This window comes from Sporichthya brevicatena (genome assembly GCF_039525035.1).
GTDB lineage: Bacteria > Actinomycetota > Actinomycetes > Sporichthyales > Sporichthyaceae > Sporichthya > Sporichthya brevicatena.
This window is the reverse complement of the sequence record NZ_BAAAHE010000023.1, coordinates 1-13,867: the sequence shown is the minus strand read 5'-3', so window position 1 is coordinate 13,867 and position 13,867 is coordinate 1. Positions and strand designations below refer to the sequence as shown.

Here is a 13,867-nt window from a genome sequence, read left to right as displayed (position 1 = left end):
GGCCGGCTAGCCCCGGGGGGCGAAGTCGTAGGCGGACACGTCCACGCGCCGGTAGGAGTTCCAGAAGTCGAGGACGCTGCCCGCGGCGACGGTGACGATGTGCTTGCGCTCGCCCTTGAACCAGCTGTCCACCTCGGGGTTGTTCCAGACCGACGAGTCGAGCCGTGAGCGTGTCTCCAACGCGTACCGACGGACGGCCTCCGGGCGCACCACGATCTCGCGCGATCCGCTCTCGAGCATGAGACGTAGGCACTCGGAGATGTAGCGCGCGTGGCACTCGGCGAAGAACATGCCGTTGCCCGCGTGCCCCAGATAGGCGTTCGGCCCCGGGGTCAGGAAGAAGTTCGGGCAGTCCGGCAGGGCGAGTCCGAGGTACGCCTGCGGGTCCCGGTCCAACTCGGCGGTCACGTCGACACCGCCGACGCCCGTGACCTGCATGGGGGAGAGGAAGCGGTCCGCGTGGAACCCGGTGGCGAAGACGATCACGTCGACCTCGTCGAAGCCGTCGGTCGTCCGCACGCCGTCCGGTGTCATCTCGATGACGGCCGCTGTGTTCAGCCGTACGTTGTCTCGCAGCAGTGCCTGGTACCAGCCGTTGTCGATCAACATCCGCTTGGTGAACGGCGGGTAGGACGGCATCACCTTCTCGAGCAGATCCGGCCGCGTGCCCACCTCCCGGCGGATGTACTTCTCGAGCTCGTCCCGCAAGCGGTCGTTGGCCGCGCTGATCGAACGGGGATCGTCCCACTCCGGGTCAACGGTGACGAGCGGAGTGGTCCCGTCACCGAAGCGCCACGACTCCGCGAAGCGGTTCCACTCCCGGTACATCGGGATGCGGTCGTAGAGGTCTCGCTCCAGGCCGGTGAGCTTGCGCCCGTACTTCTCATGGGGCATCAGCCACTGCGGGCTGCGCTGGTGGACGACGACTTCACCCGCGATCGGCGCGATCGCGGGGACGATCTGCTGTGCGCTGGCCCCGGTGCCGATGACGGCCACCCGTTTGCCCGTCAGGTCCACACTGTGGTCCCACTCGGCCGAGTGGAAAGCCGGTCCGGCGAAGGACGCCCGGCCCGGGATGTCCGGAAGCTTGGGAACGCTGAGCAGCCCGGGCGCCGCGATGACCACGTTGGCGGTGGAGCTCGACGTCGACCCGTCGCCGTGGGCGGCTTCGACGTGCCAGACCGCCTCGGTCTCGTTCCACCGCAACGAGGTGACCCGGGTGTCGACGTCCAGGCGGTCGGTCAGACCGCTGTCGTCGACGACGCCGCGCAGGTACTGCAGGAGCGCGGGCTGCGGGCTGAAGTGTTCCGGCCAGCCCGGGTCCTGGTCGAAGGAGTAGGAGTACAGCAGGCTCGGGGTGTCGACACGACAGCCTGGATAGGTGTTCTTCCACCACGCGCCCCCGGGGGACGCGTTCGCCTCGGCGATGCGGAAGTTGGTCAGGCCCCGGTTGTCCAGGGTCCGGGCCACCATGATTCCGGAGGCGCCGGCCCCGATCACGAGCACCCGGAAGTCCTCGGGTGCCCGGATCGGGGCGAGTGGAGGAACCGGTCCGATGCCGGTCTGCTCCCGCGCGTAGTCCCGGTACTCGGGTGGGATCGGCGCACCCACGGCGAGGTCCATCGCCGCCTGCAGCAGTTCGTCGTCGGGGGCGGCCGGACTGGCCATCCCGAGCATGAACGGCGGCAGGACCTGGGCGGCCGTCGCCTCGATCGCCGGTCGGTCACGCAGATCCCGGATCGCCTCCGGGTCGCCGGACAGGTGGGTGACAACCGCGGCCAGGGTGCGTCGGTCGGCTGCCTTCAACAGCTCGGCCAGCCCCTCAACCATCAGCTGAGCCTGTGTCACTTCGCCTCCACCTGCCCAGCCCTTCACGCCTCGACTGCCACTTTTCACGCCACGGCGATCGGATCAGGTGATCGCGGGGATGACCTCGCGCCCGAACAGCTCGATCGACTCCATGATGTGCTCGTGCTGAACGCCGGGCAGCGTCATCTGGCACAGCATCTGGTCGACCCCGGCGTCGAAGTAGCGCTCGGCCTTCTTCTTGCACTCGTCGGGCGTGCCGACGATGACCATGTCGTTGTCGTTGACGAAGTCGAACGTCAACTGCTCGAAGTCGAAGCCCATCATCTCTTGGAGGTAGTTGTAGGTGCCTTCGCGCGGGTCCATCCACTTGGCGGCACCGACGAAGGCTCCGAACGCCCACTCGAGATAGTTCATGACCGCCTGGCCTGCCCGCTCGCGGGCCACCTGACCGTCCTCGTGGCAGTGCACCATCGTCATCGCCGCGACCTGATTGTTGACGACGTGGCCCACCGGCTCGGCCTGGGCGATGCCTTCGCGGTACAGGCCGATGCGCCGGGCGAGTTCCTCCACGGGCAGCAGGAGCGTGAACGAGAGAAGCCCCAAACCCTTACGGCCCATCAGTTCGTGACCGGGTGCGCCGGTGGTGGCGGCCCACAGTGGCGGATGCGGCTGCTGGAGCGGCTTGGGCACCACCGAGCGAGGCGGGATGACGATCGGACCGTCGGGGCGCTCGAGCACCTCCTTGGTCCACGCGTCCACGATGATCTCCAGCCCCGACTCCCACTGCTCGCGGGTGGTGGCGGGATCGATCCCGAAGCCCTCAAGTTCCAGGCGGCTGAGGCTGCGGCCGGTTCCGAACTCCAGGCGCCCGTTGGACAGCAGGTCCAGGACGGCCGCCGATTCGGCTGCGCGCACCGGGTGGTTGTAGGCGTGCGGCAGCAACCGCACGCCGTGCCCGAGGCGGATCCGGTCGGTCTTCGCCGCGATGTGCGCGAGCATCACGTCCGGCGCCGAGCTCTGCGAGGCTTCCTCGTAGAAGTGGTGCTCGACGAACCAGGCGCTGCTGAACCCACACTTCTCGGCCAGCACGATCTGGTCGACGACGTTGTGGAAGGCGCGGTGGGTGGTCTCCGGTGTGAAGACCGCCTCGACCTCGTACGCCTTCCCCTCGGAGTCGAAGGCCGTGTGCTTCTCGCCCGGGCGGGGGTCCCGGTCGACCTGCATCTCGAACAACATCCCGCACTGTCGGGCCACCGACGTGCCTCCTGTCTTTCCGTTCCGATGAAGATGCAACGCCGGTCCAGCGCTGCACCGGGTGCGATGTGTGACCGAGGCTCGTCAGGCGGTGTGCTTGACGATGAAGCTGCCGGTGCGATCGATCGAGGCCTGGCCCTCGGCGAGGAAAGAGGCGAAGTACTGGTAGACGTGCGGCAGTCCGTCGGCGACCTCGAGGGTCACCTCGACGCCGGCCGCCTCGGCCCTGGCGGCGAATCGGACCGAGTCGTCCAGCAGGACCTCCTCGCTGCCCACCTCGAGCAACGTGGGAGGGAGTTCGGCGAGGTCCGCGAACAGCGCCGAGACGGCCGGGTCGGCGGCGTCGTGGCCCTGCAGGTACGCGGCAGCCGACATCAGGAGCGAGGGGCCGCTGGCGATGGGATCGACAGCCGCTTTCGTCTCCACCGTGGCGCCCGAGACCGTCCAGTCCAACCAGGGTGACCAGCCCACGAGCGCTGCCGGGGCGCCCGGTCCCTCGGCGCCGAGACGGAGCGCGCAGAGCGCCGCGAGCGCACCGCCGGCAGAGTCCCCGAGCACCGCGAGCCGGCTCGGGTCCACGCCCCGTGAGGCCAGCAGCCAGCGGGTGGCCGCGAGCGCATCGTCGATGGCGGCGGGGTAGGCGTGTTCGGGGGCGAGTCGGTAGTCGGGCACGAGCACCGCCGCGTCGGCGGCCCGGGCGAGCAGAGCGGCGGTGCCGCGCACTCCCTCCGGATTGCCGCACATGAGGCCACCGCCGTGGAAGTACACGACGTAGCGCTCCGGGTCGGGGCCACCGATCTGCACGAGCAGAGAACGCACGCCCCCCGCGTCGACCTCGGTGATCGACGCGCCCGGGTCGATCGGGAAGTCGCGGAACATCCGGTCGTAACCGGCCCGGAACTCCTCGATGGTGACGTCCGGACGGTCCGGCAACATGCTCCGCCACATGGCGAAGACCTGGGAGCGGAGCTCCTCCGAGCTGACGGTGGTTGACATCGCGGCGAACTCCTTCGGCAGGGCGCCCTGGTGGGCCGAGATTAGTTGGTTCTTAGTCAGGCAGTCAACTGTTGGACTTTAAGACCCCGTGCTCAGGTGGCCTCGCCCCCGTCGACGACCAGGACGGATCCGGTCATGAAGTCCGAGTCCGGCGACGCGAGGAGAACTGCGAGCGGGCCGATCTCGCGCGGCTCGGCCATCCGCCGGGCCGGGATCCGGCTGACGATCCGCGCGGTGCGGGCCTCGTCCTCGCGCAGGTCGGTGTTGAGATCGGTCGCGACGTAGCCCGGCGCGATGGCGTTGACCTGGACGTTGTGCCGGGCCCACTCCAGAGCCAGCACCTTGGTGAAGTGCAGGATCCCGGCCTTGGACGCGCAGTACGCGCTGAACCCGGATGCGGCCATCAACCCGAAGTGGCTCGCGACGTTGATGACCTTGCCGTGCTCCTGCGCAACCAGGTGACGTCCGGCCGCCCGGCAGACCAGGAACGTGCCGCGCAGATTGGTGTCCATCACGCGGTCCCACTCCGCGACGCTGGTGTCCAACAGTCGGGACGCGGTGATCACGCCGGAGTTGTTGACCAGGACGTCGATTCCGCCGAGTTCAGCCACCACCTGATCGGTGGCGTGCTCGACGCTGTCCGGGTCGGTGACGTCCATGGTGGCCACGACGGCAGTGCGGCCCAGGGCGCGGACCTCCTTGGCCGCAACCTCCAGATCGGGCAGGCTCCGGGACACCAGACCGAGGTCGGCACCCTCAGCGGCCAGCGCGAGGGCGATCGCTCGCCCGATCCCGCGGCCGCCCCCGGTGACCAGGATCCGGCGCCCAACCAGTCGGCCGGCGGGTTCAGGATTCGACATCGCTGCGCTGCTCACGTCAGTACTCCCTCGGCGCGGAGAAGTTCGTCGAGCGCGAGCGCCACCGCGCCCTCGACGGAAAGCGGGTTGACCAGCCCGATGCGCACCGCACTCTCCAGCGGTAGCCCTGCGGCAACCAGTGAGGCGGCGGCGACCAGGAGCCGGGTGGACGGCGGTTCGATCCCGGCGTGCTCGGACCGCCGCAGGGCGACGGCGCTGCGGACCAGCGCGGTGGCGACGTCCTCGGGAACGCCGGACTCGTGCTGAACGACGAGCGCTTCCTGCTCGGGGGGCAGGTAGGTGACGGACAGCGTCACGAACCGCTGCCGGAATGACGGCTTCAGTTCCTTGAGGAGACTGCGCGACTCCGGGTTGTAGGAGGCGAGCAAAGCGAATCCGGGTGCCGCGGGCACCGATTCGCCGGTCCGGTCGAGGAAGAGTTCGCGTCGGTCGTCGAGGAGGGAGTGCAGCACGGCGAGGGTGTCCCGGCGGGCCTCCGCGACCTCGTCGAGATAGCAGACCGACCCCTCCCGGACCGCGGTCGTGAGCGGCCCGTCCACCCAGCGGACGTCTCCGCCCACGACGAGGTACCGCCCGAGCAGATCGCTCGCGGTGAGGTCGTCGTGGCAGGAGACGGTGACCAGGGGGCGGTCGAGTTCGGCGGCAATGGATCGAACCAGCCGGGTCTTGCCGCAACCGGTCGGGCCGGTCAGCATCACGGCGAGCCCACGTTCGCACGCGATGCGGATCGCCTTCTGCTCCGACCCGGCCGCCAGGTAATAGGGCGACTCGCTCGTTGCTTCTGTCGTCACGTCCTCGTCAGCTCCTCATGCACCCGGCTCAGTACGGCCGGGAGGTCGTCAGCTCGGTTCACGCAGTGGAACCGGCCTGGTCCGAAACAGCGCTCCAGCCGTTCCGGGTGCACCCGGCCGAGCGCGATCTGATGAAGGACGACGCCGGCGCCGAGCGCCTCGTCGGTCGCGCGCCGCACGTCCAGCTCGGCGTACTTCCCTTCGTATCCCTCGTCGGAGGGAGCGGCGTCACCGATCGAGAGCAGCACGCGGCGCTCAGCCGGAACTGCCCGCAGGCGGCTGGTGACATGGCGCAGAGCCGCGCCCAGCCGTGTGTACCCGGAGGGCCGGATCGTCGCTCCCGCCGGTTGCATCCAGGGTGGGTGGGAGAAGTCCCGCAACCGCATGACCTCGACGCGATGACGGGTCTCGCCCGCGAAGGCGAAGACAGCGAACCGTTCGCCGGTTGACCCCATGGCGATCGACAGGGCCTCGGCACATGCGAGCTGCAGACGGTACCCCGCTCCGCCGCGGGCCTGCAGTGAGGATGTGGCGTCGAGCAGGATCGCGGTCGCGACATCGCGCTGACGGGGCATCAGGGCGCGGTAGATCCGGTCGTCGGTGTGCTCGCCGGCGAGCGCCCGCGCGTAGGTGTCCACGTAGGCAGTCACGTCGATCTGGTCGCCGTCCTCCAGCCGGTCGCGTCGTTCCACCTGATGGGGTGCGGCGAACCAGCGGCGCAACTTCGGATCGATGCGTGTTGCACCCGTCGTTCGTGGAGACATCCGGCGTTCGAGCACCGTCACGAAGTCCTCTCGATAGCGCTGGGTCCGGTAGTCCCACTCGGGGTAGGGAATGCCGATCCGGCGGTCGTGGTCGCTGGTCTCGGCTTCGTCGTCAGGCACCTCGTCGACAGGCACGAGGCGCGGTGCCTCACCGTCCGGACCGCCGACGGCGATCGCCAGCGGAAACTTCTCCTTGGTCTGTTTGATCGACCACGACACACGGCTGCGCCGGCGGCCGTCCCCGACCACGCGGGTGCGGTGCGCGCTCAACGGACGCTCGCCAGGAAGCACTCCGAACAGAGTCGGGACGTCCAGGACGGCGTCGCTCGCCGCGAGCTCCGCGGCCCGCGAAGCCAGCTCGGCCGCGTCCGTGCAGGCCCAAGATTCCTGGCCCGGCACGAGTTGCTCGAAGACGGCACGCAGGGTCGGCCATTCGCCGATGACCCACCCCATCGCGGCCCGGCCCTCGACGATCCGCAGCGCCCGGCGATCCCGCGGCGCGAGCGCAGCCAGATCGAACCCGGTGGTCATCTCCTTGGTCGGGGAGCACTGGAGTGCGAGCCCGACGGTGGTCCAGCGCAAGGGATCCGTCGAGGCGGGGACGTAGACCGTCGTGAGGTCGGTGGCGAAGTTGGCGCGCTCACCGGAGACGATCTGAGTGCCGTGGCGGCGCCCGGCCGACATTGCCGGCGCGAGCACCGCCACGACATCCGCGAGCTCGGAGAGGCTGACCGCGCGGGTCATTCCTCGCTCCACAGCTCCTTGTTCACGGTGTACAGGTACGGCACCATCACGACCGGCCCGAGGATGTAGAAGCTGTTGAACAGCCACCATCCGAGGAACCCGAACTCCGGGCTCCCGCCGGCCTCGCCGAAGCGCTCCTCGAAGTGCATCAGGCCGTTGGTGGTCCAGCCGACCCAGAACAGCACGAGCATCCAGGTGGTGGTGATCATCCAGCGGAAGCCCCAGCGCTTCATCTGGAGGAACGCCCACGCCGCGCACAGGCGCATCGGCCACAGGACGAACATGGCCATGAAGATGTAGGACTGCTCGCCGGGGCCCGAGACTCCGTTGATGAGGTAGTTCGAGCCGTAGTCGGAGTAGTAGAACCCGTCGAACCCGAAGCCGTAGCCGTCGCGGAGGATCGTCCAGCCGACGCCGGTCCGACCGGCGAAGGTGCAGAACGACCACCCGACGAAGTTCGCCGCGGCGTCGATGATCGCGAATGCTCCGATCACGGAGACGTGCCAGGGCCGAACGGCCTTGCGTCCCAGCTTCTCGATCTTGCGGAGCTGGTAGATCCCGTAGATGAGAACCGGGATGCCGATCGGGCCGACCAGGATCGACCCGGTGATGATCACGCCGGCGAAGAACCATCGTTCGGCCTTGCTGATGGCGGCGTCGTCGGCGTCGAGCTCAGGAGTCGGACTGGCTGCGTCCGGTGAGTTCAGCGTTGTGGTCACGTTTCCGTCCTCACTTCGTCCCGGGCGTCCAGCCGTTTTCGATCAGGGCGTAGGGCACCAGGAACAGGCCCTCGAGGATCACTCCGCAGAACAGCACTGCGCCCAGGCCGACCCCCAACTTCACGAGCGGGTCGAGGTCGCGCCAGCGGTGCTGGTCCTGGACACCCAGGTCCGGGGAGGCGTTGCTCTCGGTCTCATACATCTCGTGCACCTGTCCCGTCAGCGATCGCCGAGGCGGCTCATGACGAACCACCAGAACGCGAAGATGAGCACGTCGGCCCCGATCATCAGCGCGTACCACGCGCCGTCCTGCCAGGGCAGGTAGTCGTTGTTCACCGATCTGACCTCCGATCAGAAGAACCCGTAGCCGAGGTCGTGACTGCGCGCGACCTGCAGGGCGATGACCGTGAGCATGAAAGCGAGATAGGCGCCGATGAAGGCGTAGACCCCGCGGCGCCGCTCGCGGTTTTCAAACGAACGCGACATTCGGCCTCCAGTCCTGACGTGTGGCGAATGTTGGACCGGAGGCTACACATGAGTTTGGACACCTGTACAGACTTGAGTTCGAATCGGTCGGTGTCTGGGTGCGCTCACGCGGGTGAGCAGGCGGGGATCGCTTAGGCTGAGCTCATCGAGCGGCAAATGTCATACATCAGACTGAACATTCGTTTGAACTGGTGTACAGACGTCGGGCACAATCGCCTTATGGCGAAGCCGGTTCCGAAGCAGATGGCCGAGAAGCTCCTGGCCGTGACCGAACAGGTGGTCCAGCCCGGGGGGCCGGTGCGGATCAACGACGTCGTCGACGCGACCGGGATCTCCCGGTCGACGCTCTACTACTACTTCGAGAGCGCGGAGGAGCTGACCCGCTTCCTCCTGGTCGACAAACTCGCGGCCATCGGTGAGACGGTGCAGAAGGAGGTCTCGGCAGCGACCGGCCCGACTGAGCGCCTGGTTGCCGTCCTGGACGCCACCCTGCGGGTGACAACCGAACAGCCGGCTCTGGCCTCGGCGTTGCTGCGGGCCAATCTCGCGGGCGAGAACTTCGGCCAGCAGCTCCGCGAGACCAAGGAAGTGGTCTTCGGTGCGTTGCGCGAGATCGTGCAGGACGGCGTCCGGGAAGGCACCTTCATCCCGGTCGACGTGGAGGACGTCATGGCGCTGATCATGGGCGGCGTCGCGATGGCCAGTCTGGATGAGCTGAATCGCGGCGGGCCGGACCCGGCGGCTCTCCGCCACACCGTGCGATCGGTCATCGCGCGCGGCCTCCTCGCGGACCCGACGTCGTTCGCCCTGTGACTCTCCCCGAACCCTTCGGAGATCCCCTGTGACCGAGAAGATCGTCATCGCCAACTGTGGCGGGTTCTGGGGGGACGACCCCACGGCGGCCCGGCGGCAGGTCGAGGGTGGGCCGATCGACTACCTGGTCATGGACTACCTGGCCGAGGTGACGATGGCGATTCTGCAGAAGCAGAAGGCCAAGCGCCCGGAGCTGGGGTACGCGGGGGATTTCCTGACCCAGTTGCGGGACGTGCTGGTGTCCTGCATGGACAAGGGCGTCACGATCATCGCGAACGCCGGTGGGGTGAACCCGCACGCGTGCGCGGCGGCGGTCGAGAAGCTCGCGGAGGAGCTCGGGGTGCGGGACAAGGTCAAGCTGGGTGTGGTGTCCGGGGACGACCTGTACTCGGACCTGGACGAGCTGCTGGCCGCGGGTCAGGCGCTGACGAACATGGAGACCGGCCGGCCGCTCTCGGACATCCGCGGGCAGGTGCAGTCGGCGAATGTCTACATCGGGGCGCCGGCGATCGTGCGGGCCCTGGAGCTGGGTGCGAACGTGATCGTCGCCGGCCGGGTCACCGACACCTCGGTGGCGATGGCGCCGATGATCCACCGCTTCGGCTGGGCCGGCGACGACTGGGACAAGCTGGCTGCGGGTGTGGTGGCCGGGCACATCATCGAGTGCGGCTGCCAGTGCACGGGCGGGAACTTCACCGACTGGCACCTGGTCCCTGACCACCGCAACATGGGCTATCCGCTGGTCGAGGTCTACCCGAACGGTGAGTTCGTGGTGACCAAGCACCCCGGTACCGGCGGTCTGGTCTCGGTGCACACGGTTTCCGAGCAGCTGCTGTACGAGATGGGCGGCCCGGCCTACCTGTCCCCGGACTGCATCGCCCGCTTCGACTCGATCGAGCTGACCCAGCAGGGCCCGGACCGGGTCCGCGTCTCCGGCATCGTCGGCGCCCCGCCGCCGGAGCTGCTCAAGGTCGCCGTGTCCTACTCCGACGGATACCGCTCGGTCGGCCGACTGCTCCTCTCGGGCCCGGACACCCTGCGCAAGGCCAACAAGGTCGCCGAGATCTTCTGGCACGCCGCGGGCGGTCAGGACCTCTACGAGGAGGCCTCGACCCAGTTCATCGGCTGGGACGCCTCCCACCCCTCGCTGACCGCGACCGAGCCCAGTGAGGTCCTGATCCAGTTCGGCGTCCGCGACCGCGACAAGGCCAAGATCGAGGCGCACTTCGCCCCGATGGTCGTCGGCATCATGCTCCAGGCCCTGCCCGGCATGACCGTCCCCGCCGACCAGGGCCGCCCGCGCGTGGCCGAGGTCGTCGCCCACTGGCCCGCGCTGATCTCCCGGGACGCGGTCAAGGCCACCGTGACGGTGGACGGCAACACCGAGCCGGTGTCCTCGGCCGCCGCGGCCTACACCGACGTCCGCGTCCCACCGGCGCCGCTGAACAAGCCCACCCCGGCCGACGACGCCCGCCCGCTGGAGGAGCTGGCCGCAGAGGGGGAGACCGTGACCGTCCCGCTGATGCAGCTGTGCATCGGGCGCTCTGGGGACAAGGGCGACACGGGCAACGTCGGCATCCGCGCCCGCAGCCCCGAGATCTATCACTGGATTCAGGCCAACATCACCAGCGAGGTCGTCAAGCAGCAGTTCAAGGACATCTGCTACGGCGAGGTCGAGCGTTTCGAACTGCCCAACCTGCTCGCCCTGAACTTCCTGCTCCACGAGAGCCTCGGCGGCGGCGGCGCGAACTCCCTGCGCTTCGACGCCCAGGGCAAGACCTTCTCCCAGTACCTGCTCTCCATGGAGGTCACCGTCCCCGCGGCCCTGGCCGCGAACACAGGCTGAGGGGGAGTTCGATGGCGATCAGCATGACGGCCCTGGCCGCCGACCTGGGTGCGGAGACGGACGAGGTCGAGCGCATGCTCGAGTCGATGAGTGAGCAGGACTGGAACCTGCCGACGCCAGCTGAGGGCTGGCTGATCCGGGATCAGATCTCACACCTGGCCTACTTCGACGACATGACGGTGCTGTCGCTCACCGATCCCGAGCGCTTCATCGAGGAGGCCCGGACCGCGGCGAGCCCCGACCTGGCCGACCGGATGGTTCGTCGGCAACGAGAGATCGCGGTCGACGACCTGCACGCGTGGTTCCGCCGTGCTCGCAACGAACTGCTCGATCGCGCTGCCGCGGGGAACCCGGCCGATCGGGTTCCCTGGTACGGGCCTCCGATGAGTCTCGCCTCCTCGATAACCGCGCGGATCATGGAGACGTGGGCGCACGGCCAGGACATCGCGGACGCCCTCGGCGTCTCCCGCGATCCGTCCGGTCGGCTGCGGCACGTGGCCCACATCGGGATCGGGGCCCGGGCGTACAGCTTCCAGGTCCGCGGTATGGACGTCCCGAGCGATCCGATCCGTGTGGAACTCGAAGCGCCGGACGGCTCCGGGTGGACCTGGGGCCCCGCGGACGCGGCCGACCAGGTCGTCGGCGATGCCTTGGAGTTTTGCCTGGTCGTCACGCAGCGGCGGCATCTCGCCGACACCGGTCTGACGATCGTCGGCGAAACCGCGGCCACCTGGATGACGATCGCCCAAGCCTTCGCAGGCCCCGCCGGCCCGGGACGTCCGGACCCGTCCGCCCGGGACACCGCCCCTGGCTCCGCGGGTCTCGATACGTCGGCGCCGTAGGCACACCGTGATCTGCCCGTTCACTCGCGTGACCGGTGCGGTTTCTCGTCCCTGGTAGGACGAGTCACTGCGCCGGAACCGGACATCCTCCCGCCGCGCGGTAGCGAAGGCCGTCGACGAGGAGCGCGACCATGCGCTGGCTGTAGGCGACTCCCAGGTCGTCCACGGGCATGCAGAGGTTGGCGACGGCGTGCAGCAGGTCCTTGGCGCTGACGTCGGCGCCGATCGCGCCGTCGGCGGCCGCGGCGTCGAGCAGAGCAGCGAGGGCGGGGCCGAGTCGCTGCATGAAGTAGTCGGGCAGGGCGTCGAACGCCGGATCTCCCGAGTGGAGCGCCGGCGCGAGTCCGCGCTTGGTGCCGAGGAACTGGGTGTAGCGGTGCAGCCACTTCGTGAGCGCCACGACCGGTTCATGCTTCGCGCTCAGCTTCGGCGCCGCGTCGGCGCAGGCGTCGATCTCGCTCTGGACCACGGCCTTGACCAGGTCGGAGCGCTGCGGGAAGTGCCGGTACAGCGTTCCGACGCCGACGCCCGCGAGGTCGGCGATCTCCTTCGCGGGCGCGTCCACGCCCGAGGTTGCGAAGACGGCCTTCGCGGCGTCGAGCAGAGCGTCGACGTTGCGCTGCGCGTCCGCGCGCAGTCGCCGCGGTGCGGTGTCCTTGGGCACGACGCTCCCTCCCTTGCTAACCGGAAAGGCGTTCCGTATAGTTACCGGAACGGCTTTCCGTTTCGGTCCAGGGTACGGCACGTACGACCGGAGATCCATCTCGACCACGGCGCAGGGAGACACATGCAGTACCGCAACCTCGGACGCACCGGTATCAAGGTCAGCCCCTACGCGCTCGGCGCGATGATGTTCGGGGCGTCGATCGGCAACACCGACCACGACGACTCGATCCGGATCATCCACAAGGCGCTGGACGCCGGCATCAACTTCATCGACACAGCTGACGCGTACTCAGGCGGCGAGTCCGAACGCATCGTGGGGAAGGCGCTGCAAGGTCGGCGCGACGACGTCGTCCTTGCGACCAAGGTGCATCTCCCGATGGGGGACGACCCCAACCGGCGAGGCAACTCGAGGCGCTGGATTCTGACCGCGGTGGAGGACTCGCTGCGTCGTCTGCAGACCGACTACATCGACCTGTACCAGATTCACCGTCCGGACCCCGACACCGACATCGAGGTGACGCTGTCCGCGCTCTCCGACCTGGTGCGCAGCGGAAAGGTCCGCGCGATCGGGTCCTCCGCGATGCCCGCCTCCGACATCGTCGAGGCGCAGTGGGTGGCCGAGCGGCGCGGTCTCGAACGCTTCCGCACCGAACAGCCGACCTACTCGATCCTCAACCGCGGCATCGAGAACGAAGTGCTTCCCGTCGCGCAGCGGTACGGGATGGGCGCGCTGGTCTGGAGCCCCCTCGCCAAGGGCATGCTCACCGGGCGCATCCGCAAGGGGCGGCCGACCGACCTCCACCGCGTCGCCATGTTCACGAGCCTCAGCGACAAGCGCCGGCTCGACGCCGTCGAGCAGATCGCGGCGCTCGCCGACGAGGTCGGCCTGCCGATGACGCACCTGGCCGTGGCGTTCGCGATCGCACACCCCGGCGTCACCAGCGCGATCATCGGGCCCCGCACCATGGAGCATCTCGACGACCTGCTCGCGGGCGCCGAGGTCCGGCTGACCGACGAGATCCTCGACCGGATCGACCAGATCGTCCCCCCGGGCACCGACGTCGGCGCCCCCGACCGCTCCGCCTACCTCCCCCCGGCCCTTCAGCAGTCGACGCTCCGCCGTCGCCCCGGCCACGAGCGGGCGGCGGCCTGATTGCATGGCTGCCCTCCGGGGGGCCAGCTGCCGCCGCGCCGCAGCGGTCGCTTGGCCGTCTGACGGCAGCCCCAGCTCCGCCCGGCTCGCAGCGCGGGCCGGGGGG

General features: G+C 68.8%; 14 protein-coding genes. 4 read left to right on the top strand and 10 right to left on the bottom strand.

Annotated elements, in window-relative coordinates:
• Nucleotides 1–6 precede the first annotated feature (6 nt).
• The 9 genes from ABD401_RS14260 to ABD401_RS14220 form a co-directional block, all read right to left on the bottom strand.
• A complete protein-coding gene (locus ABD401_RS14260; protein ID WP_344605819.1) occupies nt 7–1,830 on the bottom strand; it encodes a flavin-containing monooxygenase in 1,824 nt (607 codons plus the stop codon).
• Nucleotides 1,831–1,911: 81 nt separating this feature from the next.
• Nucleotides 1,912–3,063: an LLM class flavin-dependent oxidoreductase gene (locus ABD401_RS14255; protein ID WP_344605817.1), complete on the bottom strand. Its 1,152-nt coding sequence runs from the start codon at nt 3,061–3,063 to the stop codon at nt 1,912–1,914.
• 84 nt (nt 3,064–3,147) lie between these two features.
• Complete coding sequence (locus tag ABD401_RS14250; RefSeq protein WP_344605815.1) at nt 3,148–4,059, bottom strand: alpha/beta hydrolase fold domain-containing protein; 912 nt, start codon at nt 4,057–4,059, stop codon at nt 3,148–3,150.
• A 92-nt stretch (nt 4,060–4,151) separates the two neighbouring features.
• Nucleotides 4,152–4,934 (bottom strand): SDR family NAD(P)-dependent oxidoreductase, encoded by a 783-nt coding sequence (locus ABD401_RS14245; RefSeq protein WP_344605813.1) that lies wholly within the window; start codon nt 4,932–4,934, stop codon nt 4,152–4,154.
• Nucleotides 4,931–5,728, bottom strand: a complete 798-nt coding sequence (locus tag ABD401_RS14240) for an AAA family ATPase (RefSeq protein WP_425566150.1) — start codon at nt 5,726–5,728, stop codon at nt 4,931–4,933. The genes ABD401_RS14245 and ABD401_RS14240 overlap by 4 nt, the downstream gene beginning before the upstream one ends.
• Nucleotides 5,725–7,236: a nitric oxide reductase activation protein NorD gene (locus ABD401_RS14235; protein WP_344605811.1), complete on the bottom strand. Its 1,512-nt coding sequence runs from the start codon at nt 7,234–7,236 to the stop codon at nt 5,725–5,727. Before ABD401_RS14235 ends, ABD401_RS14240 begins: the two co-directional genes overlap by 4 nt.
• Nucleotides 7,233–7,955 (bottom strand): hypothetical protein, encoded by a 723-nt coding sequence (locus ABD401_RS14230; RefSeq protein ID WP_344605809.1) that lies wholly within the window; start codon nt 7,953–7,955, stop codon nt 7,233–7,235. The genes ABD401_RS14235 and ABD401_RS14230 overlap by 4 nt, the downstream gene beginning before the upstream one ends.
• 10 nt (nt 7,956–7,965) lie before the next feature.
• Nucleotides 7,966–8,157: a hypothetical protein gene (locus tag ABD401_RS14225; protein ID WP_344605807.1), complete on the bottom strand. Its 192-nt coding sequence runs from the start codon at nt 8,155–8,157 to the stop codon at nt 7,966–7,968.
• Nucleotides 8,158–8,306: 149 nt separating this feature from the next.
• Complete coding sequence (locus ABD401_RS14220) at nt 8,307–8,441, bottom strand: hypothetical protein (RefSeq protein WP_344605805.1); 135 nt, start codon at nt 8,439–8,441, stop codon at nt 8,307–8,309.
• 219 nt (nt 8,442–8,660) lie between these two features.
• Between ABD401_RS14220 and ABD401_RS14215 the strand changes: the two genes are divergently transcribed.
• Genes ABD401_RS14215 through ABD401_RS14205 form a run of 3 tightly spaced genes read left to right on the top strand, consistent with a single transcriptional unit; the run spans nt 8,661 to nt 11,942 of the window.
• Nucleotides 8,661–9,254: a TetR/AcrR family transcriptional regulator gene (locus ABD401_RS14215; RefSeq protein WP_344605803.1), complete on the top strand. Its 594-nt coding sequence runs from the start codon at nt 8,661–8,663 to the stop codon at nt 9,252–9,254.
• A gap of 28 nt (nt 9,255–9,282) precedes the next feature.
• Nucleotides 9,283–11,100, top strand: coding sequence for an acyclic terpene utilization AtuA family protein (locus ABD401_RS14210; RefSeq protein WP_344605801.1), 1,818 nt, complete (start codon nt 9,283–9,285; stop codon nt 11,098–11,100).
• An 11-nt stretch (nt 11,101–11,111) separates the two neighbouring features.
• Entirely contained in the window at nt 11,112–11,942 is an 831-nt protein-coding gene (locus tag ABD401_RS14205; RefSeq protein ID WP_344605799.1) for a TIGR03084 family metal-binding protein, read from the top strand.
• A gap of 64 nt (nt 11,943–12,006) precedes the next feature.
• On the opposite strand, the gene ABD401_RS14200 is transcribed toward ABD401_RS14205, so the two are convergent.
• Entirely contained in the window at nt 12,007–12,606 is a 600-nt protein-coding gene (locus ABD401_RS14200) for a TetR/AcrR family transcriptional regulator (protein ID WP_344605797.1), read from the bottom strand.
• 123 nt (nt 12,607–12,729) lie between these two features.
• Between ABD401_RS14200 and ABD401_RS14195 the strand changes: the two genes are divergently transcribed.
• Nucleotides 12,730–13,761 (top strand): aldo/keto reductase, encoded by a 1,032-nt coding sequence (locus tag ABD401_RS14195; RefSeq protein ID WP_344605795.1) that lies wholly within the window; start codon nt 12,730–12,732, stop codon nt 13,759–13,761.
• Nucleotides 13,762–13,867: the final 106 nt, after the last annotated feature.